Source organism: Asticcacaulis sp. AC402 (assembly GCF_000495835.1).
In the GTDB taxonomy this organism is placed as follows: Bacteria; Pseudomonadota; Alphaproteobacteria; order Caulobacterales; family Caulobacteraceae; genus Asticcacaulis.
This window is the reverse complement of record NZ_AWGC01000017.1, coordinates 115,350-135,950: the sequence shown is the minus strand read 5'-3', so window position 1 is coordinate 135,950 and position 20,601 is coordinate 115,350. Positions and strand designations below refer to the sequence as shown.

The 20,601-nt window shown below is 57.9% G+C and carries 17 protein-coding genes; 7 read left to right on the top strand and 10 right to left on the bottom strand.

The features are described 5' to 3' along the window. The first annotated feature begins 173 nt into the window (after window positions 1–173). The 3 genes from ABAC402_RS31285 (at window position 174) to ABAC402_RS31270 (ending at window position 2,568) form a co-directional block, all read left to right on the top strand. Window positions 174–905: a transposase gene (locus tag ABAC402_RS31285; protein WP_023449736.1), complete on the top strand. Its 732-nt coding sequence runs from the start codon at window positions 174–176 to the stop codon at window positions 903–905. Window positions 906–1,921: 1,016 nt separating this feature from the next. Continuing rightward, entirely contained in the window at window positions 1,922–2,197 is a 276-nt protein-coding gene (locus ABAC402_RS31275) for a hypothetical protein (RefSeq protein WP_023449733.1), read from the top strand. Window positions 2,198–2,244: 47 nt separating this feature from the next. After that, the gene (locus ABAC402_RS31270) at window positions 2,245–2,568 is read left to right on the top strand and encodes a hypothetical protein (RefSeq protein WP_155847384.1); all 324 of its coding nucleotides are present in this window, start codon (window positions 2,245–2,247) and stop codon (window positions 2,566–2,568) included. A 97-nt stretch (window positions 2,569–2,665) separates the two neighbouring features. Here the strand turns inward: ABAC402_RS31270 and ABAC402_RS0120235 are convergent, their stop codons facing one another. Beyond that, a complete protein-coding gene (locus ABAC402_RS0120235; RefSeq protein ID WP_031235627.1) occupies window positions 2,666–3,286 on the bottom strand; it encodes a YdeI family protein in 621 nt (206 codons plus the stop codon). Between the two features lie 252 nt (window positions 3,287–3,538). Continuing rightward, window positions 3,539–5,389 carry an SGNH/GDSL hydrolase family protein gene (locus ABAC402_RS31265; protein WP_023449730.1) on the bottom strand — a complete coding sequence of 617 codons (1,851 nt, stop codon included), beginning with the start codon at window positions 5,387–5,389 and terminating at the stop codon, window positions 3,539–3,541. 827 nt (window positions 5,390–6,216) lie between these two features. Here ABAC402_RS31265 and ABAC402_RS31260 point away from each other — a divergent pair. After that, complete coding sequence (locus ABAC402_RS31260; RefSeq protein WP_023449729.1) at window positions 6,217–6,699, top strand: GNAT family N-acetyltransferase; 483 nt, start codon at window positions 6,217–6,219, stop codon at window positions 6,697–6,699. Window positions 6,700–6,863: 164 nt separating this feature from the next. Here ABAC402_RS31260 and ABAC402_RS31255 read toward each other — a convergent pair whose 3' ends face one another. Together ABAC402_RS31255 and ABAC402_RS31250 are read right to left on the bottom strand one after the other, a co-directional pair. Next, window positions 6,864–7,316, bottom strand: coding sequence for an SRPBCC family protein (locus tag ABAC402_RS31255; protein ID WP_023449728.1), 453 nt, complete (start codon window positions 7,314–7,316; stop codon window positions 6,864–6,866). Window positions 7,317–7,490: 174 nt separating this feature from the next. Further along, entirely contained in the window at window positions 7,491–8,987 is a 1,497-nt protein-coding gene (locus ABAC402_RS31250; RefSeq protein ID WP_031235626.1) for an ATP-binding protein, read from the bottom strand. Window positions 8,988–9,165: 178 nt separating this feature from the next. Between ABAC402_RS31250 and ABAC402_RS31245 the strand changes: the two genes are divergently transcribed. Then, the gene (locus ABAC402_RS31245) at window positions 9,166–9,636 is read left to right on the top strand and encodes a response regulator (RefSeq protein ID WP_023449726.1); all 471 of its coding nucleotides are present in this window, start codon (window positions 9,166–9,168) and stop codon (window positions 9,634–9,636) included. Between the two features lie 329 nt (window positions 9,637–9,965). On the opposite strand, the gene alkB is transcribed toward ABAC402_RS31245, so the two are convergent. The 4 genes from alkB to ABAC402_RS31225 all read right to left on the bottom strand — a co-directional run bounded on the left by alkB (window position 9,966) and on the right by ABAC402_RS31225 (window position 14,432). Beyond that, window positions 9,966–10,589 carry a DNA oxidative demethylase AlkB gene (gene alkB, locus ABAC402_RS31240; RefSeq protein WP_023449725.1) on the bottom strand — a complete coding sequence of 208 codons (624 nt, stop codon included), beginning with the start codon at window positions 10,587–10,589 and terminating at the stop codon, window positions 9,966–9,968. Further along, window positions 10,579–11,280, bottom strand: coding sequence for a 2OG-Fe(II) oxygenase (locus ABAC402_RS31235; protein WP_040409946.1), 702 nt, complete (start codon window positions 11,278–11,280; stop codon window positions 10,579–10,581). Before ABAC402_RS31235 ends, alkB begins: the two co-directional genes overlap by 11 nt. A 5-nt stretch (window positions 11,281–11,285) precedes the next feature. Next, a complete protein-coding gene (gene ada, locus ABAC402_RS31230) occupies window positions 11,286–12,344 on the bottom strand; it encodes a bifunctional DNA-binding transcriptional regulator/O6-methylguanine-DNA methyltransferase Ada (protein ID WP_023449723.1) in 1,059 nt (352 codons plus the stop codon). A 459-nt stretch (window positions 12,345–12,803) separates the two neighbouring features. Then, window positions 12,804–14,432 (bottom strand): ABC-F family ATP-binding cassette domain-containing protein, encoded by a 1,629-nt coding sequence (locus tag ABAC402_RS31225; RefSeq protein ID WP_023449722.1) that lies wholly within the window; start codon window positions 14,430–14,432, stop codon window positions 12,804–12,806. An 845-nt stretch (window positions 14,433–15,277) separates the two neighbouring features. On the opposite strand from ABAC402_RS31225, the gene ABAC402_RS31215 reads away from it, so the two are divergent. Together ABAC402_RS31215 and ABAC402_RS31210 are read left to right on the top strand one after the other, a co-directional pair. Continuing rightward, complete coding sequence (locus ABAC402_RS31215) at window positions 15,278–16,477, top strand: mandelate racemase/muconate lactonizing enzyme family protein (RefSeq protein ID WP_023449720.1); 1,200 nt, start codon at window positions 15,278–15,280, stop codon at window positions 16,475–16,477. After that, the gene (locus ABAC402_RS31210; RefSeq protein ID WP_023449719.1) at window positions 16,477–17,205 is read left to right on the top strand and encodes an SDR family oxidoreductase; all 729 of its coding nucleotides are present in this window, start codon (window positions 16,477–16,479) and stop codon (window positions 17,203–17,205) included. Before ABAC402_RS31215 ends, ABAC402_RS31210 begins: the two co-directional genes overlap by 1 nt. 49 nt (window positions 17,206–17,254) lie before the next feature. Here ABAC402_RS31210 and ABAC402_RS31205 read toward each other — a convergent pair whose 3' ends face one another. Together ABAC402_RS31205 and ABAC402_RS31200 are read right to left on the bottom strand one after the other, a co-directional pair. After that, window positions 17,255–18,802 carry a glycoside hydrolase family 28 protein gene (locus tag ABAC402_RS31205; protein WP_162148522.1) on the bottom strand — a complete coding sequence of 516 codons (1,548 nt, stop codon included), beginning with the start codon at window positions 18,800–18,802 and terminating at the stop codon, window positions 17,255–17,257. A 228-nt stretch (window positions 18,803–19,030) separates the two neighbouring features. Continuing rightward, window positions 19,031–20,440, bottom strand: coding sequence for a glycoside hydrolase family 28 protein (locus ABAC402_RS31200; RefSeq protein WP_304412593.1), 1,410 nt, complete (start codon window positions 20,438–20,440; stop codon window positions 19,031–19,033). Window positions 20,441–20,601 lie beyond the last annotated feature (161 nt).

Sequence of the window (20,601 nt, the reverse complement as noted above, 5' to 3'; positions counted from 1 at the left end):
GCTTCTGCGGTTAGAGTTGCATTCAGGTAATGGTTGTAGACCTCGCGAGGGGTTTGGAAGTTGAGGATTTTTCGGGGTCTGTTGTTGAGTTTGGAAGAAAAGGGGTCAGAGTCATTTATTGACAAATCTTTCGTTTTCATCCAGATATCGGGGGATAACCTGGAGATGGTCCCATGCCGCGTGCACCACGTCTGACTCTGGCTGGGCAGGCCCACCATGTGATCCAGCGCGGCAATAATAAACAAGCAATATTTTTCTGCGATGCCGACCGGCGCATGTTCCTGGCCGACCTCGGCGAGGGCCTGGCAAATCACGGTTGCGCACTGCATGCCTACGTCCTGATGACCAACCATATCCATCTGCTGGTTACGCCCGAGAAAGACGAAGCTATCGGCCAGCTTATGCAGTCGTTGGGCCGCCGCTATGTCGGGCACATCAATCGCACCTACGGCCGTACCGGCACCTTGTGGGAGGGGCGGTTCAAATCGACGATCGTCGATGCCCAAGACTATGTCATGGCCTGTTATCGCTATATCGAGGCCAATCCTGTGCGGGCGCACATGCTTGCTGAGGCAAGCGACTATCGCTGGTCGAGCTTTGCTGCGGCCAATGCGTTGGGACATGCCGATCCGTTGATCATCCCGCACGAAGTCTATCGCGAGCTCGGGCCCACGGCGGAGGCGCGTCAGGTGCAATACCGGACACACTTCGACGAAGGGATTGATGAGGAGGTTATGTCTGTTCTGCGCGACACGGCACAACGCGGATGGGTGGCGGGCAGCGACCGGTTCCGCCGGCAGATCGAAGCGGCCCTCGGGCGCCGGGTCGATCGGCCGGTGAGGGGGCGTCCGCGTAAAAATCTCGAGGGTGATGGGCCTGCGGCGGGTCAAACGTCGTTGCTGTAGTTGCCGTAAATGAATCTGACCCCACTATCTTTTTGTCCCGTATCTTTTTGTCCCGCGGGTGCTCACAGATTGTTCGCCTTGGGGCGAGCGCAGTGCGATATATTCAAGAACTTCGGCCAGCTCTTCGGTAGCCTTCTTCGTGTAGCGTAATCTCACAAGCCGTGCTTTGCCCAGATGGCGCGAACCTGTTCGTCCGAGGCAAAATCGCCGCGTTCGGCTTGCGCCAGAGACTCGTCAAACGACGCGTCTTCTTCGGCGCTCAACTGTACGCCTGTTGCTCTTCGCCTACGACCTGCAACACCATGCGAGCAAGACTGTCTTGCATGTCGGGCGACAGGTTGCGAAGGGTTTCGACGGCGTGTTCAAGCAGTTCGGTCATGCCGGCCATCCTATGCCGATCTCGTCGAAAAGTCATTCAATTCTGCTTTTTGGGCCTCAAGGAGATTCCCGGTGATATGATATCATTTTCGGTATTTGTAAGCGAAGCGCCACTTCTTTGGCGCTGATTGAGCAAGCCGCTGCTCACCTGAAGAATTTTCACCACGAACCTCACGAACAGACACGAACTTTCGGGCGGACACGAACTTTCGGGTCGTCCTGACGCCGCGAAGCGGCCTTTCCTGTCATAAAAGAAGCGCGCTACGCCCATTCAAGCTTATCACCGTCAGGACGGCTCAATCCGTCTTAATCCCTCTAATCTGTGTAATCTGTGGACCCACTTAGCGTTAGTTGCCGCTGCGCGGCGGTTTCCAGCGCCTCATAAAGTTCGTGTCTGTTCGTGAGGTTCGTGGTCAAAACCCTTTCTAGATACCCGAGTTTCCGAGTTTCGCGAGCAAGGGCGATAATGGGTCAGAATCGGTCGCGACACCCAGTCCGACCAGCAGGCCTGCTTTTAGTGACAGGTTATGGAATGTATAATTTTTGTAAGACCTAACCGAGTGTGCATTCAACGCGCATCAAATTGACATCCAGCGCGCATCTGTGTGACAATCCTTTACATCTGGAGATTCCCGCACATGTCACAAGCCCACGATACGAAGTTGGTAAAACGGCTCAACACCACCCTACCTGATCCCCTTGCGGCCTATGTCGGCGAAATTACCGGCAAGGGCGCACTATACGAGTCACCGGGCGAGTTCATTCGTGATCTGGTGCGCCGTCACATGGAACGCAGCCAGACTCGCGAACGCGCCGACGTCCAGGCCCTGCTGTCCCAGTCCCTGCGGGAAAATAATTACGAGGAATGGACCTCGAAAGACCTGGATGATGCGCGCCGCGCCGCCACCGAATAACGTGAATGGTCAGAATTCTCCGAAGCCACCTCTTCAAACGGCAGGTCTTGGAACTGACCGCGGATTATCGTCAGCGGGCGGGATCGCCTGTCGCTCTGAAATTCGTCGGTCAACTTGATGACGCAGTAAATTTCATCGCAAAGCGCCCCACTGCATGCCCAGTCTATATCTGGCTGGAAGGCAAAGAATTTCGAAAATGGGTGCTAAAAGACTTTCCTGTGTCCGTATTCTTCCGGCTGGCCGACGATGCCGCCATAACGCTTGAAGCCTTGTATGCACAACGGATGAACATTGCCGCAAGGTTGCCCAAAGACATGGAATCATCGTCTGTTGCACTCGATTATGGAACGCGCCGCATCTTTCGGCTATAAGGGGTCAGAGACAATTGTTCCCCTTGCACCCCGCGCTACGCCTTTCTTTCAAGTTTGCTCCCTGACAACAGAGTGCGGCTTGGTACGGCCTGTTGTCTTAGCGTTCGTTCGCGCCTTTTCCTGCGATGATCTTCACACGGAGCTTTCCAAGACGCCTTAACCGTGCCTGGCTCGACTTGATCAACATTAGATTGATGACGTAGCTCCTTTGCCGCCCCGGCGTGAGGCTGTGAAATGCCTCAGCAAGCTCGGGATCGCAATCAAGGGCCTCCAACAATTCAACCGGCAGTTCAATTTCGCCTGTCTCTTTTGGCGCCTTAATGCCCGCGTCAGCGTAGCCGATCGCTTCCTTCAGATAAGACAAGATGACGGGCTTCATTTCGGCCACTTTAGAATTGTCCGTGAAGCGGATCATGTCGGCGTGACGCGTGTTTGGTCCTTGCTTTTCGAGGAGGCCGTTGAGGTCTTTCATGAGTGCTGCGTTGAAGAAGCTCAGCCGGAAGTCGCCGCGAAGCGCACCGATGATCACAATGTTGCGTCCCGCATGCATATAACACGGATGCCCCCACTTCACGGTCTCTACAAGTCCAGAGTTGAGACAGATGCGGCGGAGATCGCTCAAGCCTTCGGCCCACTGCTTTGTTGAGCATTCTGGGGTTCCGAAACGCGCGCAGCGACCGCACCCGTTCGCAAAATAGTCCTCGATATCTGTGATCATGACTAAAACTCGCCGGCCTGCGGTCAAGCTCCATTATGCCAGAAAATCCCAAAATCTGATAACAGCGAATTGTAACCCGAATTTCGGTGGCAGGTCATTGAATGCACAATCGCTGCAAGGACTACCGACGCAAGTTCTCCCGGTCAGAGTTTGAACATCCACGTTTGCGGTTTGAAACATAAAAAGCCGCGCCACATGTAACTGAGGCGCGGCTAGTTTTATAGAGGCTGGTACGATTGACGCGTACGCTGATTAAAACGCCTTGTTGAACGAAATCATGCCCTGCTGGCCGGTCTGATTATCGCCAAAGTTTCCGCTGTACTGTGCCCTCACCTTGAAGCCGCCTAAATCGGTCGCGACACCCAGTCCGACCAGCAGACCTGGCGTGCCGACCTCGCCCATATCGGTCGCAAATGCACGGGCGGTGTTGTTGAGCAGTTTGCCACGCAGTTCGCCTTGGTCTCCGCTCAGCACGGCTTCGTAACCGACCAGGCCATTGATCGCCAGTGCGCCGACCTTGCCCGAGGTATGCAGTTCGACGGCGCCCGAGGTCGCCGAAACCGTACGGTCCTCGAACCTTACGGTGGCGACATCGCCCATTTCCGAGAAGCCCGACATGGTCGCCGAATTGTACGACACCCGCGCCAGCGGCGTCATTGACCAGCCGCCCATTTCGCTGGTCCAGCCGGTCTGCAGGCCGCCCGACCAGGACTGGCTCTCGATCTGGTTGCGATGGCCATCGAAACCCTGGACGAGCATGCCGCGCTTGTATTCGCCGTAGGAACCCAGGCCGAAGCCCGCCATGGCTGACAAGAACAGCTTGTCGCCATGCCAGGTGATGCCGGCATCGACGCTTATATCTGTCGGCCGTGCCTCGACCATGAAGGCCTTGGCGTCACCTGTCAGCGCCGTCGCGGCGATACCGAAGCTGGTGTTTTCGCCCATCGGCGCCACGGCGCCGGCACGGAAGCCGCCCAGGCTATAGTCATAGGCCTTCTGGCTGGTCAGGGTGGCAGTGGTGCCGATCTGGCCCTGCAACGCGATATCCTTGTCACGCGAGCCTTGCGCACCAACCACTTCGACGAAATAACCATGGCTGCCGGCCATACGCCCGGCCAAGTCATTGGCATTGCTGCGACGCAGTTCATAGGACTGGTCGGCCAGCATGCCGACGCCTTGCGTCAGGGTCGGCGAATAGAGATATTGCGCCGTCAGGCCGGCGACCAGCTTGTGGCCCGCCGCGGTCGGGTGGACACCGTCCCAGAACAGGTTGGCGTTGCGCACGTCCTGGCTGCCGGTGACGCAGGCGGTCACATTGACGCAGGCTCGGGTGACATCGGTCAGGCCAAAGCGTGCGGGATTGCTGATCACGGCATTGAAAGCCGAATACATATCGACCTGGACGATATTGGTGTCGGCACGGGCCGCGGCGGCAGTACCCAGGCCCGTGTTCAACGCCGAGTTAAAGATGGTCGTTGTCAGGCTGGTCAGTGCCGAGGCCGATGGATCGACCGAGAATTGCGGCGTTCTTCCAAGGTCCGGCAGGTTCATGACGACGATGGTTTTCGCCCCCGCCGTGGCCAACTGGTTGACCTGTGTTGTCACATTGCCGGCCGCTGTGGTGGCGACACCGCCCATGACCGTGCTGGCGGTCAACGGGTTTAAGGACGCGCCCGGCAGGGCCTGAAAGATGTCATTGGCGCCGGCCCAGATGCTGGCGACATCATTGGCGCCGAAGGTCCCACCATTCCCCAGATAGGCCGCGATCTGAACAGGGGTGCCGGGAGGTGACGCGACCACTGTATCAGAGCGCGCGCCCCCGAAGGCGGCGTTGTAGTTTCCGGTCGTATAGGACGTCGCCGTGAAGAAGCCCTGCATCGTGCCCGACAGATACTCCGCCCAGACCAGGTCATTGGTGAAACGGCGATTGTAGGGCGCGGGTGGCGTCGTGCCGCCGGTCGCCGTATACAGGTTGCCATTGTCAGACAGGCTGTCGCCGAAGCTGATCAGGCGCGAATAGGATTGAGCGTGCGCACCGGCAGCCAGGACCAGCGGCAACAGTGCGGTGCCGGCGAATAGCGCCAGCGAACGGAATTTTGTCATGATTTACCCTGCGGATTTGTGTTTTTTCGTTATCTTTCGGCCTGCTCTGCCCGGGGCGGTCGCGACGGCTTTTATTGCAACGCAACAAGTCGTCGGTCAGCCTTGACGCTCAAACCTTAGCTTTGGTGCGGCGCAAAATGACCACATCGCCTCTGAAAATAAAGGAATTGCCGTCAATGGCAATATTTCCGCAACGTCAAGGGTCAATAAAAAAGTAATAGGGTGTCAAAAAAGCAATACGGTGTCCTGGACAATTCTGATCTCCCGCAGGGGTGTCTGATTTAGTGGGCAGGATTACCATCGCATTGTTTTCAGGCAGCTCTGTCAACCTAACCCGATGACAGCGTTGCGCAATAACGGTGACGGCGTGCACAATGTAAAAGTCTATGCCAAGCAGACTATTTCCGCTTGGGTTCGGTTTCGCTTCCACGGTTCATATTGGAGCCGCTATGTCTGCAAACTTCACGCAGTGCGCATTTGACGCGCGTAAAACTGGCACGCAGTGCACATCTGGGTATTTCAGCGGCACGATAACCATTGCGTTATTTTTCCAGAGGGGCTTCAGCCAAAGCGCAATCCGATAAAATTGCGCGACAAGACAAAAAATTAGAGCGGGATGAGTTTTGATTCCATCAAAACGCATCCCGCTCCAGGTTTGCTGAGCGAAACGGAGATGATGTCGCCCCCGTCCCACAGGGAGGACGGCAAATAGAGATCGCTGTTATCCCCCGTTCCCGACGTCCCCGATGCCCGAAATCTAGGATCTATGCCGGCGTCCCATCCGCGCTGCGGCTTGTCCGCAGCAGGGTGAACCGTTACACGGCGGCATGATCCTTCGCCCTGCCACTACTGCCGACGGCGACGCCATCTGGCAGATCATGGAGCCGGTCCTGCGCGCCGGCGAAACCTATACCCTGCCCGACGCCTGGCGCCGCGACGAAGCGCTCGATTACTGGTTCGCCCCGCCGCACCAGGTCTTCGTCGCCGAAGACGAGGGTCGGATCCTGGGCCACTACTTCCTGTCGCCCAACCGCCAGGGACGCGGCGACCATGTCGCCAATTGCGGCTACATGACCGCTCCGAAGGCGACCGGAAAAGGCGTGGCCACGGCCATGTGCCGTCATTCACTGGACCTCGCCCGCGCCCAGGGCTTCCGCGCCATGCAATTCAATTCGGTCGTGGCCACCAACACCCGCGCCATCGCCCTGTGGCAGCGTCTGGGCTTTGACGTCGTCGGCCGCCTGCCCGGCGCGTTCCATCATCCGGCGCAGGGCTATGTCGATCTTCTGGTCATGTATCAGACGCTGTGAAGTCCCAAGAAACGTTTGCCGGGCGCAGTTCGGTGACCCCCGCCAAAGGCCATGCAAGACGGCGTGCCGACGCGCAAGCAGAAGGGCCGAACACACAAAACCCGCCGGAAAATACACGAAACCGGCCACACTACTGAGACCACATCCGATATCGCGGCCGGCCCTCAGGCCGCTGCAGATTCCCGCGCCAGCAACGCCCGCAACGCTTCCATGGCGGCCACGGTCTGCCCGGGCAGCTTCATGCGGAACATTGGGCTCATCAGCTTGGCCATGAAGGAATGCGGCGTGATCTCGATGCGATGGGTCAACCGCGTCCCCGTTCCGTCCGGCTCCAGCCGGAAATCGACAAAGACCTGCATCATCTTGTCGTAGTACTTGTAGCTCAGCCGGCTGTCCGGGTCCTGGGTCACAATGACCCCGTCCATCAGCCCGTGCTTGCCGTGTTCGCAATAGGCATAACGCAGCTTGTCACCGACCTTGTTGGGACCCGTGCCCTGTTTGGCGACGCCTTCACAGCGGTTCAGCCACAGCGGTGTCTTCTTGTAGTCGTCGAGAACGCCAAAGACCTCAGCCGGCGACTGCGGCAGGTCGATACTGTGCTCGAAGGCAATGGCCATGCGCAGCTCCTCAAGGCGCGGGTCAGGGAAAACCCGAGGAGTCAAGCCTAGCATAGCCTCACCAACTGACAAGACCCTGACACCATAACGCCGCAATTCGTGGCGGTTTACGATCGGTGGATCAGCCGAGTTTCAGCCGCCCGGCACTCACGGATCAGCACTTTGCCCAGGGTCTTAAACCTTTGCGATTTTTGGCAGGGTGAAGAGGAAGGTACTGCCCTTGCCGGGCTCCGATTCGGCCCAGATCCGGCCACCGTGATTTTCAATGATCTTGCGGCACACCGCCAGTCCCAGACCGGTACCGCGGATCGTATCCCAGGTATGCAGCCGCCGGAAAGGTTCAAACACCTGTTCGATAAAGGCAGGTTCAATGCCGAGACCATTGTCCTTGACCGAGATCAGCCAGTTGTCACCTTCGTCGGAGGTATGGATATGGATGCGCGGCGCCTGGCCCCTGGGCTGGTACTTGACCGCGTTGGCGATCAGGTTCTGCATCAGCCGCATGATCTGGACGGCGTTACCGCGGATCTTGGGCAGTGCCAGGCAGGCGATCTGCGCATGGCTCTCGCTTAGCAGTGCGGCCAGATTGTCCTGGACGTGCCGCAGTTCCACCATCAGATCGACCTCGGCGAAACGGATACCGTCGCGGCCGAGGCGGGCATAGTCGAGCAGGTCCTGGACCATGTCGCGCATGCGATGGGCGCTGTCGCCGACGATCTTGAGATACTCCCGGCCCTCGTCATCCAGGCGGTCGTGATAGTCCTTGGCAATAATCTGGCTGAAATTCATCACCATGCGCAAGGGCTCCTGCATGTCGTGCGACGCGACATAGGCGAAGCGTTCCAGTTCGGTGTTCGATTCGGTCAAACGCGTCAGCAGGCGGTGGCGGCTCTCCTCGGCCTGGCGGATACGGGTAATGTCGCGGATGATGCCGGTGTGGTGGCGCTTGCCGGCGACCTCGAAGGCGGTAATCGACAGGTCGGCCGGGAAGACCGAACCGTCCTTGCGGCGCGCCTGGACCTCCTCGCCCGAGGCGCCGATCGCCAGCCAGACGCGATGGCGGTCTTCGGCATCCGGTACCAGGACCGACAGCGGCTGCCTCTGGATGTCGTCCGGTTCGTAGCCGAAAATGGCCTCGCAGGCGGCGTTGAAACTTTCGACACGGCCGGTCTCGTCGAGGGTGATGATGCCGTCTCCGACATTGTCGACGACCGACCCCAGGACCACCCGGCCCTCCTCCTCGGCGGCGCGGTAAAGCTGTTCCAGCTTTTCATTGGCCTCCTGCAGCCTGGCATTGGCCTGCGCCATCTGGGCGTGACTAGGCAGGCTGAGGGCATGGGGCAGGAGCTTGACGCTGACCACCAGGGTCGCGATCGAGACCAGGGCGGTGGCCGCCTTGACGGCACCTTCGGTATAGTAGCTGGGTATCCACAGCACCCAGATGTTGAACAGATGGGTCGTGCCGCACAGCAGAATAAAGGCGGCAAACAGCAGAAAAATCTTCTTCAACGGAAGATCCGTCCGTTTACGGACGAAATACCACAGAACGATCGGGATACCGAAATAGGCGGCGGCGACACCCAGGTCCGACAGGACATGCAACCACAATATGCCGGGTTTCCACAGGAAACAGTAGCCGTGCGGCATGAAGGCGGTCATATCGTGAGTCATCGCAACGGCCTCATAAACGGAACGTAGAGGGCCTATATCACGATTGCGATTTCTCGTCCGGCGGGAAAACCAGTCAGGCTGTGATCCATTTTCGGCAAACGGGCGTTATGTGAATTTGCCTTGCCGTAAGGTGAAAATTGGTGTCAGTTTAGGTTGCAAAGACAGGCGACAAACACATATGACCAGGCTTTCGGAGCAGGGGCGAAGCGCTCAGGTGCTGCTGATTGAGGACAATCACGGCGATGCTGTCCTGACACGGCGCGCCTTTCGGCGGGCGCGCATGCCCAGTGAAATTACCGTGGCCGAATCGGGTGAGGCCGGGCTGTCAATTCTGCGCCGCGAAGGTCCGTATGCCGATGCGCCGCGACCGGACCTGATCCTGCTGGACCTTAACTTGCCGCACATGCACGGCCATGATTTCCTCAGCACGGTAAAGGACGACCCGGCGCTGAAACGCATCCCGGTTATCGTTTTGAGCTCATCGGTGGCCGCGAGCGATGTCCGCGGCGCCTATGACCGTCATGCCAACGGCTATATTTCCAAACCGATCACCACCGACACCTTTGACGAGATCGTCGCCAAGATCGAGGACTACTGGTTTGGTCTGATGCAACTCCCACCCGAAAGCGAACCGAAACAGTTTTCGTAGTGTGCTTATACCTCCCCACGTGTGGGGAGGGGGACCGCACGAGGACGAAGCGCAGCGAAGGACGAGATGTGGTGGTGGGGCGACTTTCTTATACCAACCCACGAAAAGACTGACACATCTTGCAAGATAAGGTGCGCTTGGTATTCACATTTTTTCAGCTCAAACGCCGCATGGCTCCTCGCAAAAGCTCGGGCGCGCAGTCGCGCTTGCCAACCCGCGGTGTGTCAAGAATTTCGCGGGTTGGTATTATACCTCCCCACGTGTGGGGAGGGGGACCGAACGAGGACGAAGCGCAGCGAAGGACGAGATGTGGTGGTGGGGCGACTGTCTTACAACGCCTTCCTCAACGTCAGATTATACCTCACGCCGCCCGTCGCCGGATGCTCGCCCACCTTTAGCGGCGCCACACCGTGATAGGCCAGACGCGCCGGACCACCCCACACCACGACATCACCGTGCGCGAGCGGTATTTTCATCGCCGGGTCGCTCCGGTTCAAACCGCCGAACAAAAACACCGCCGGCAAACCCAGTGACACCGAGACGATCGGCGCCGACATGTCCGCTTCGTTGCTATCCTGATGCAACCCCATGCGCGCACCAGGGATATAGCGGTTGATCAAACAGCCATCCGGCTGAAACCCCGCAAAGCCGGCAGCCTCCGCCGCCCCCTCCCCTAGGGCGCGCACCACCGACGGTAGCTCTGGCCAGGTCAAACCACTCAGCGGATCCTCCGCCGTATAGCGATACCCCCGCCGGTCAGTCACCCAGCCCAATCCGACATTGGTCATGGCCGCCGACATGGCATGGCCGCCGGGCGTCACCATGTTGCGGAACGGCGCTACCGCCGCCACCGCGGCAACAGCCGTTAGCAAAGCCTCTGCCTCAGCCAGGGCGAAACCGCGTAACACCGCCAAACCGGGCGGATATGTAATGCCAAACAGATCAGCTTGCATCGTGGAATATGACACCCATGGCGTAGCGGCGGCCACTGCGCAATCGACTGACCCCATGACGCATGTTGACCCGATAGTCGCCGCGCGAACCCCGAACCGGCCGGTGATGAACGGCGAAGACCACGGCGTCACCCCGTTGCAGCGGCACGACCTGCGGCCGCGACTGCATGCGCGGACGCTGTTCCGTCAACACGAACTCGCCGCCGGTAAAGTCCGCCTCCGGCTGGGACAGCAGCACCGTCACCTGCAGCGGAAACACCTTCTCGCCGTACAGGTCCTGATGCAGGCAGTTGTAGTCGCCGACGTCGTACTTCAGCAACAGCGGCGTCGGTCGTACTTGGCCAGCGGCATGGCACGTCGCCAGATAGTCAGCATGCCGTTCGGGATAAAGGATATCCACCTCCATACGTTCATTCCAACGGTTGGCGATGGCGGCCAAAGGCGGATACAGCGCCTCACGCAGTCGCGCGACGACGTCGGGCAGCGGATAGGCGAAATACTTGTATTCGCCTTGCCCAAAGCCATGCCGCGCCAGGTGAATGTGACTGCGGAAACGGCCGGTATCATAGAGCTCCGTCAGCTCGGCACAGGTGCGGGCACTGACCAGTCCGGGCAGGACGGCGCAACCGTCCTGGTCTAGGTCCCTGGCGATCACGTCCCAGTCCAGGTTGCTCTTTCGCAGGGCGGTCATCTCGTTCACGCCACCCGCTCCCGTTCCAGCAAATCGCGCTTGCGCTCGACGCCCCAGCGATAGCCGGACAGGGCGCCGTCAGTGCGGACAATACGATGGCACGGCACGGCTACAGCCAGGGTATTGGCGGCGCAGGCCCCGGCCACCGCGCGCACCGCGGCGGGCGACCCGATGGCCCGCGCCAGTTCGGCATAGCTCAAAGTCTTGCCGGCCGGTATTGCCCGCAAAGCCTGCCACACCCTTTGCTGGAAGGCGGTGCCGCGGATATCGAGGGGCAGGTCCAGCCCCGTTTGCGGCGCCTCGACAAAGCCGATCACCTGGGCGATCCGGGCATTGAAATCCGCATCGTCGCCGGTCAGCCGCGCCCTGGGAAACCGGTCCTGAAGTTCGCGCACCAGGGTATCGGGGTCATCCCCCAGCGAAATGGCGACGATACCCTTGTCGCTCTGCGCCACCAAAACCGCGCCTAAACGGCTCTGACCTATGGCAAAACGAACATCGGCATCGCGGCCGCCGGCCTGGTACTGCTTCGGCGTCATGCCCAAAATGGCATTCGACTCTTCGTAAAACCGGCCATTTGAGCCATAGCCGGCATCATAAAGCGCGTTGGTGACGGTTTCTCCGCTGGTCAGTCCCTCGCGGACCCGGCGGGCACGGTGAGCGGCGGCATAGCCCTTGGGCGTCACGCCGGTCGCCGCCTTGAACTGGCGATGGAAGTGATAGGCGCTCAACCCGGCCTGCCGTGCCAGATCGGTCAAGCTCGGTTCTGTCTCGGCGGTTTCGATGGTCCGGCAGATATCGGCGATGACGGCGGCCATCTTCGCCTTGGGCGACTCGCCACGTGGGCTACAGCGCTTGCAGGCCCGGAACCCAGCCGCTTCGGCGTCCTCACAGCTCAGATGAAACCCGACATTCTGCGGCCTGGGCGTGCGGGCGGCGCACGACGGGCGGCAATAGACGCCGGTGGTAACGACGGAAAACCAGAACTGGCCATCGAACGCAGAATCGCGGCGGACGACGGCATCGTATCTGGCATCGGGGGTCAGGTCGGGCATGGCGTTCATCGCGGTCTCTCCTGCATGTATGACATCTCGATGCCAGCACACTAGGTGACGCCGCAAGCCTGCGCGCTCCGGCCCTTGCTGTCAAATTAAGTCGCGCGGCAATGTCTGCTTTTCTTTCCCTCTCCCCTCGTGAGGGGAGAGGACGAGAGCCGAGCGAAGCGTGGGCGATCGGGTGAGGGGCGGCGAGCCTGAGGGGCTATCTAGAGAAAGCCATGCGCGCCGATGCCGTGAGATTCCACGCGAAGACGCGAAAGCGCGAATGTTGCGCGTCAGGTTTGATACCAATCCACGATGACCTTGACTCATCGTGGATTGGCAAGGGCGACTGCCCGCCCGAGCTTTTGCGAGGAGCCATGCGGCGTTTGAGCTGAAGAAATGCGAATACCAAGCGTCATTCTTTATGAGGCTTGGTATGACACGGCCCTTTGCAGACCAGCCTCACCCATGTGCAATCAGTCTTTAACCCCTCGGATGCAGCCCCGGCGCTTCCTGTCCTGTGCGGGCAACATACTCCGTATACCCGCCGCCATACACATGCACCCCCTCGGGCGTCAGCTCCAGTACCCGGTTCGAAAGCGCCGCCAGGAAATGGCGGTCGTGCGACACGAACAGCATGGTCCCTTCGAAATCAGCCAGCGCAGCGACCAGCATTTCCTTGGTCGCCATGTCCAGGTGGTTGGTCGGCTCGTCCAGCACCAGCAGGTTGGGCGGATCGAACAGCATCTTGGCCATGACCAGCCGCGCCTTCTCGCCGCCGCTCAAGACCCGGCAGGGCTTCTCGACATCGTCGCCCGAAAACCCGAAACACCCGGCCAGGGTCCGCAGCGCGCCCGGCCCCGCCTGTGGGAAAGACCCATCCAGCGACTCGAAAATCGTGTCTTCGCCGTCCAGCAGATCCATCGAATGCTGGGCGAAATAACCCATTTTGACGCTGGCCCCAACGCTTACCGTTCCTTTGTCGGGCGCCACATCACCGGCCGCCAGTTTCAGCAGCGTCGACTTGCCGGCGCCGTTGGCCCCCAGCACGCACCAGCGTTCCTTGCGCCGCACCTGGAAATCCAGCCCGGCATAGATCGCCTGGCTGCCATAGCTCTTATGCACGCCGCGCAGGTTCAGCACGTCCTCGCCCGAACGCGGGGGCGTGGGGAAATCGAACTGCACGGACTGGCGCCGCCTGGGCGCCTCGACCCGTTCGATCTTGTCGAGCTTCTTCACCCGGCTCTGGACCTGGGCGGCGTGCGACGCCCGCGCCTTGAAGCGCTCGATGAACTTGATCTCCTTGGCCAGCATCGCCTGCTGGCGTTCGAACTGCGCCTGGCGCTGCTTCTCGCTCAGCGCCCGCTGCTGTTCGTAGAAATCGAGATCGCCCGAATAGGTGATCAGCGTGCCGCCGTCGATCTCCACCACCTTGCCGATGATGCGGTTCATGAAGGCGCGATCGTGCGACGTCATCAGCAGGGCGCCGTCATAGTCCTTAAGGAAGGCCTCCAGCCAGATCAGGCTTTCGAGATCCAGGTGGTTGCTGGGTTCGTCCAGCAGCATGCCATCGGGGCGCATCAACAGGATACGCGCCAGCGCCACGCGCATCTTCCACCCGCCGGACAGCAGCCCGACATCGCCGTCCATGCGTTCCTGGCTGAAGCTCAACCCGGCCAGAACCTCGCGCGCCCGTGCGTCCAGCGCATAACCGTCCAGTTCTTCGAACCGCGCCTGAACGTCGCCATAGCGCTCGATGATGGCGTCCAGTTCGTCGGCCTGGTCCGGATCGACCATGGCGGCTTCCAGCTTCGTCATTTCGGTGGCCAGCGCGCTGACGGGGCCGACGCCGTCCATCACGGCGGCGACAGCACTCTGGCCTGACATTTCGCCGACATCCTGGCTGAAATAGCCGATCGTCATGCCGGTATCGACGGCCACCTGCCCGTCGTCGGGTTGTTCCTGGCCGGTCATCATCCGGAACAGCGTGGTCTTGCCGGCGCCATTGGGCCCGACCAGGCCGACCTTCTCGCCCTTTTGGATGCCCATCGACGCGTCGATGAACAGGATCTGGTGGCCGTTCTGTTTGCTGATGTTATCAAGACGGATCATGCGGTGCTTACTGACTGGAAAACAGGTGACACGGGATTGCGCAGGGCTCTACAGCAGCGCGGCCGTTTAGGAAAGGGCGCTCGCACCTCATCCTTCCTCGCTTGCGGGGGAGGTGTCGGGCGAGCAAGGCACCCTATGGGCCGAAGCGCGTCGAGACGGGGGCGTTACAGGCTTAACAACTTAAAAACGAAACGGCACATAAGCCTGTTAGCCTGGCCTTGAGGCGCTTGATCACCGGCTTGATCCGCTTTTCACGGACGCGAAATACCAATCCACGATGACCTTGACTCATCTGGATTGGCAAGGGCGCCAAAGAACACTTCTTGGCCGCCCGAGCTTACGCGAGGCGCCATGGGGGGCGCCTGGTCCGGCGCTTGAGCTGAAAAAATGCGAATACAAAGCGTCATTCTTTATGAGGCTTGGTATAAGTCAATAGCTGGCCGCCACGGGCCGGGATCGGGTCCCAGGAAATTCCATTTTGACATCTGCGCACCGTCTTGACTCGTGAAAGCCAAAAATACTAAACCTGTATGACAGGTTTTTGCAATATTGTAGATAATGTACTCCGTGATACATCAAAAGAAGAACGAAGTGCGGCCGTCAACGCCGCGGCTATCGCAAAACACGCTTGGGAAGCCAAGTTGTCAGGCCACCACAAACGTCTTGGCCAGGGCCAGATTGCCGCACATGAAGGGAAGACCCGATCAGCGGCAAAGAGGCGCATTCGACTCGCTTGATGACAACGCATTCGACGAAGGTATGCGCCCGATTGAGCTGGCTTTTGAAAGACGGCCGAAGTTGCCAGTTCGGTTGAACATCAACACTGAATCGATAGCGTTCAAAGAATGAAAATCACATCACTAGAGACCATTAGACTCCAGGAGTTTCCCAATCTGTTGTGGGTTAACTTGGAAACAGAGGACGGCTTAACTGGTCTGGGGGAAACCTTTTTCCTACCCCAAACCGTCGAGGCCTGCTTACACGAACTGGTTGCACCAAGATTGATTGGACGCAACGGTCTCGAGATTGAAAAACTGTCCCGAGATCTCAATTTCTACTTGGGTTTCCGCTCAACGGGCGCGGAAACAAGGGCAGCCTCAGCAATCGATATTGCCCTGTGGGATCTCTACGGAAAAGCCTCAGGTCAGCCTCTGGCGCAATGCCTGGGCGGGTTCACGAAAGACTCCGTGCGGACCTATAACACCTGCGCCGGAAACACTTACATGCGTAGCTCTGGCGGACAAAAAACAGCCAACTACGGTCTCGCAAGCGGTGCGTCTGACTATGATGACCTGAATGGCTTTCTGACCCGCGCCGACGATCTCGCCGAGGACCTGCTGTCCCAGGGCATCACAGCCATGAAAATCTGGCCCTTCGATATGGCCGCAGAGAAGACAAACGGTCAGTACATATCTGCGGAGGATTTGCGCGCCGCGTTGTTACCGTTTGAGAAGATCCGTAAGCGTGTCGGTGACCGCATGGATATCATGGTCGAGTTCCATTCCATGTGGCAACTGCTCCCCGCCATGCAAATTGCCCGTGCCCTGAAGGATTACAACACATTCTGGCACGAAGACCCAATTCGCATGGATAGCTTGTCTTCTCTCAAGCGCTATGCCGAAGCTTCAACGGCGCCGATCTGTGCCTCTGAAACACTGGGGAGCCGCTTCGCTTTCCGCGACTATTTGGAGACCGGGGTTGCCGGCGTGGTTATGTTGGATATTGGCTGGTGCGGGGGCATCACCGAAGCTCGAAAGATCGCCATTCTGGCAGACGCGTGGCACTTGCCGGTTGCGCCCCATGACTGCACCGGACCGGTCGTGCTCGCCGCCTCGACGCATCTTACGCTGCACGCACCGAATGGCCTGATCCAGGAGAGCGTGAGGGCATACTACAATACGTGGTACCGCGATCTCGTTAACGGACTTCCCATCGTTAGCGACGGCCACATCACGGTAACCAAAGCGCCGGGCCACGGCGTGGTGCTCCGCAATGACCTCGAAACCAATTTTACCGTACATCGCCGCAGAACCGGAGAAGCGTAATGATCCTGCCTGAAAAACACGTCTTGCTCACAGGTGCACTGGGCTCGCTGGGCAAAGCTCAGGCCCAGCGCCTCTATTCAGCCGGCGCGCGGATTACACTGCTGGATCGGCCAGACCTGGTCTCCGATGGCGAGACGTTCGCGGATACCTTGGGTAACGCCAAGTATCTTGGTATCGATCTGAACAGTCTCGATTCACTTAAGCCAGCTGTTGCGGCCTTAGGTCCTGTGGATGTGCTGATCAATAATGCGGCACTGATAATAAACAAGCCGTTCAGGGACTTCAGCATCATCGAGTACGAGGACCAGATCCGGGTCAACTCGTCCGCGGCGTTCGTCCTGGCGCAGGCTGTCTCGCCTTCGATGATTGCCAAAGGCTATGGCAAGATCATTAATTTTTGCTCTTTGACGCTTAACGGCCGCTGGGACGGTTATGTCCCCTATGTTGCGTCCAAAGGCGCCATGCTCGGACTCACAAAAAGCTTGGCACGTGAATTGGGGCCTTACGGCGTACGCGTGAATGCCATCTCCCCCGGCGCTGTGGTATCGGATGCCGAAGCGCGCGTTTTTGGCGATCGTTTGCAACAATACAACGATTGGATTCTGGAAAATCAGTGCCTGAAAACGCGTATCCAACCGAACAATATCGCAGATCTGGTTCTCTTCCTGGCATCGCCAGCTTCAGATCTGATTTCTGGCCAAGAGATAAGAATAGACGGTGGGTGGTAGCTTGATGCATTGGGGCCAATAAAATCAAGACCAGTATCTAAATCCCGTTTCATGGAACATCGCAGACGTTATCTACACCAATATTTCCCATGTATCTTGGTCTTTTATCATCTTCAGGAACATTAAAGACAACTTCTTTCATTTTGAGCCCCTTTATGTGCCTTACCCAAAGGCCGTGGGCCGGCGCGTCACCTATTTTGTCAATATTGTGCGCGTCTGGATAACCTTGGCGGTTTTCAGGGTATTGGTCCTCGTTGAGAATGGGTTTAGTGCTTGGTTGGCTCGATAGATTTACCCTGAACAGCACAACATCTTCGATCTGCTTTTCAGGGATTCCAAGGAAGTGGGAGCCGCGCGGGCCATTGTTTTCTCCCGATATGCGCTCAAATACGACACGCCGTAGAACGCCAATTGGCGGCCTTGGTTGCTCTGGGCGAACACGGGCGCGATCTGCGAGACGTAGATAAAGAGGGCTGCGCGCACGAACGATGCGTATGTCCGTTACAAGAAGATTTTGAGCCGTTCCGCCGTCAACAACCTCCCACGAAATGCCCGAATCCGCCCCAACGCGTTTAACGCGTCGCATCTCCTCAGTTACTCCACCAATCTCACAGTTCCGAATTAAGACGTTTTCAAAAAGGCTCTGCGAATCTGTACCGAACTTCACAGCATTGCATGATGTATAAAGTCGACAGTTCTCCACAAGTATATCTTTCCCAGGCATTTGTGATGCTCCTTTAAAGCACAAGGCGTCATCACCGGAACTCACATAGCAGTCGCGAACTATGACTCGACGGCACCCATCAATATCAATCCCATCATTATTGTGGTTGGACTGATTTTCAACGCGGATGCCTTCAATGAGGAGATCCTCGCAATTCAAATAGTTCTGCATCCAGCATGGAGAATCCAACATGGTGATATTCTGGATATGTACCTTCTGGCAATCCAAAACACGAATAACAAATGGACGACCTGGTGTTGACCCTACTGTTTCCTTTCCTGGAAAGTTAACTTTCGTCCCTCGCCCGTCAATAGTTCCCCGGCCCGCAATGGATATGTTTTCGCAACCTTCTGCAAATATAAGCGATTGGTTCATTCCCATATTACTGTCCATCACAGTAGGGCGCTTGGCCACCCGGTCAGGATAGTCTTTCAGGTCGAGAGAACCGAGGAGACGGGCACCTTTAGCCACCTCAAGTCGAATGTGACTTTTGAGGTCCAGCGTGCCGGAAACGTAATCGCCGCGTCCGAGTCTGACGATACCGCCACCGGCCAAGGAAGCCCTGTTTATCGCACTTTGAATATAGGTCGTTGCAATTTCGTTTTTTGAGGAGTCAAAGCCCTCCTGCTCAGGCGTGAATATTTTACTTGGACCATTCCACGGCTTTAAGCTACCGCTCAGTTCAAATGCCATTTTGTTGAGCTTGCTTCGCAGTGGTTCAACCCACTCAGGCAAGGAACTGCTACATGCAGATGAAAAATAATCTGCTTCCTTTGCTTTGGCATTGGTCTTTGCTGTAACCCCCAGCCCCACGAGACCGACAGCTAAATCTCGGCGACTAATTACATCTCGCATGTTTCTTCCTTTACTCATGTCCATTCTTTCAGAGACCGTAGTACTGAAAGTCGCGAAAAACGATCTCGCCTTCTCCCAACGACACCCGCACTGGCACTACGCCTAAAAAGTAGCGCACGACATTGAGACGGTAACCAGAGCCAACTCCCATTTCACAGAAAAGTTTGGAACAGCATCGAAGAAAACGGCTGTCTTACCTTTCCAAGCATCTCCTCATGGCCGGCTTCTGAGCGGAAGTACGGGCGTTCAATAGGGCGCTTCGTCAACGGTAAAGTTTTCCTTGTAAAGCCCAGTCGTGCGAACAGTACTCAAAGCTGACCCCATATAGTCTGGCCTTTGTCCAAGATATCGGATGTTCACATCCCGAAGGCTCAGCCCTCTCACGCCTTCGGCATGGACCGCGGCAATGCTCGCCTTGATCACTTCAGGGAAGGCAGTTGACGGTCGCAGATCGTAGAATCCACCCGAAACCTTGTTCCGTTTTTCAATAGTGACCATGACATTGTCGAACACGATGTTTTCCAATTCATCGCCCGGCTGACCGTAGAGATAGATACCTGCTTCAGACCGGCAAATAATGTTCGCGAACATAACATTGCGCACCTTGCCCGCACGCACCTGTCCTGCGCGCCTTGAAAGATTCGTTATAAAGATGGGTTCCGACGCCCCCCACCATTCGGGCTCATGATACTCAGTCTCGATGACCAGATTCGAAAACACTATGTTTTCCCAGATGGCACCGTCTCTGTTCTGGATGCCGACGCCTCGGTTGGAGCCGGAGATGGTGCATCCTGTAACGACGACGTTTCGGATAGGCTCAGGCCCGGCCGAACCAAGCTTTATGGCCGTTGACGCGGACGTCACATGGCAATTCACAACCGTAAGGTCCTCGCAGGGGCCCCACCCTTCAAACGCAGCTGTCGTCTTGAAACAGATACCGTCGTCACCGCAGTTTATATTGCAGTTCTCCACGCGCACCCGACGACAATGATCAATGTCGAGGCCGTCATTGTTGGGCACCCTCAGATGATTATCAATCGTGATACCGGAAATACGAACATCCTGGCACCCGAGCAAATGGACCGTCCAGGTCGGAGCGCGTTCGATATGCACATTTTCAATGACAATGCGACTGGACTTGACCAAATAGATGACACGCGGTCGACCTTTTCCTGACTGCGGGTTGTGTGGCGGCTCAGGATCAAACTTGCCCATACCCGTCTGCCCACCCGCGAACCCTCCATCGGGCCGGGGCGTCACGAAGGCCATATCGTTACCGTTTATTCGTCCGGTTCCCGTTATGGAAACATTCTCCGCTTCATAGGCGCAGATCAACGCACCAAAATCCTCGAAGTCGGCCACATTCTTTGACAGTTCCAGTGTGGCACCGGCCGACACATGCAGCTCCACATTGGACGCCAGATAAATTGCGCCACTGACATAAGTTTTGCCCGCGCTAAGCACAACACGGCCGCCGCCAAGCCGGGACGCCGCGTCGATGGCAGCCTGAATCGCTTTGGTGTCTTTGGCGCGGCCGTCGCCAATTGCGCCAAATGCCTCGACAAGCTGATCCGTAGACGCCGCAGCCCCCGTACTTGCAAACAAGGCCAGCAAGCCTGATGACGCTCCCGCGATAAGACCACGTCTCGACGTCATTTGTTTCTCCTGCAGCAAAAAAAGCATGGGGCGGAGTACATTGGGGGGACAGCCCGCCACCATGCTGAGGTAAACCCTCAAGGTTCAAACACAAGCGCGGTGGCATCGCTACCAAGCCGCGGTAAACATGTCCTGCCCGAGTCTGGAGAGCGTTGGGAAGT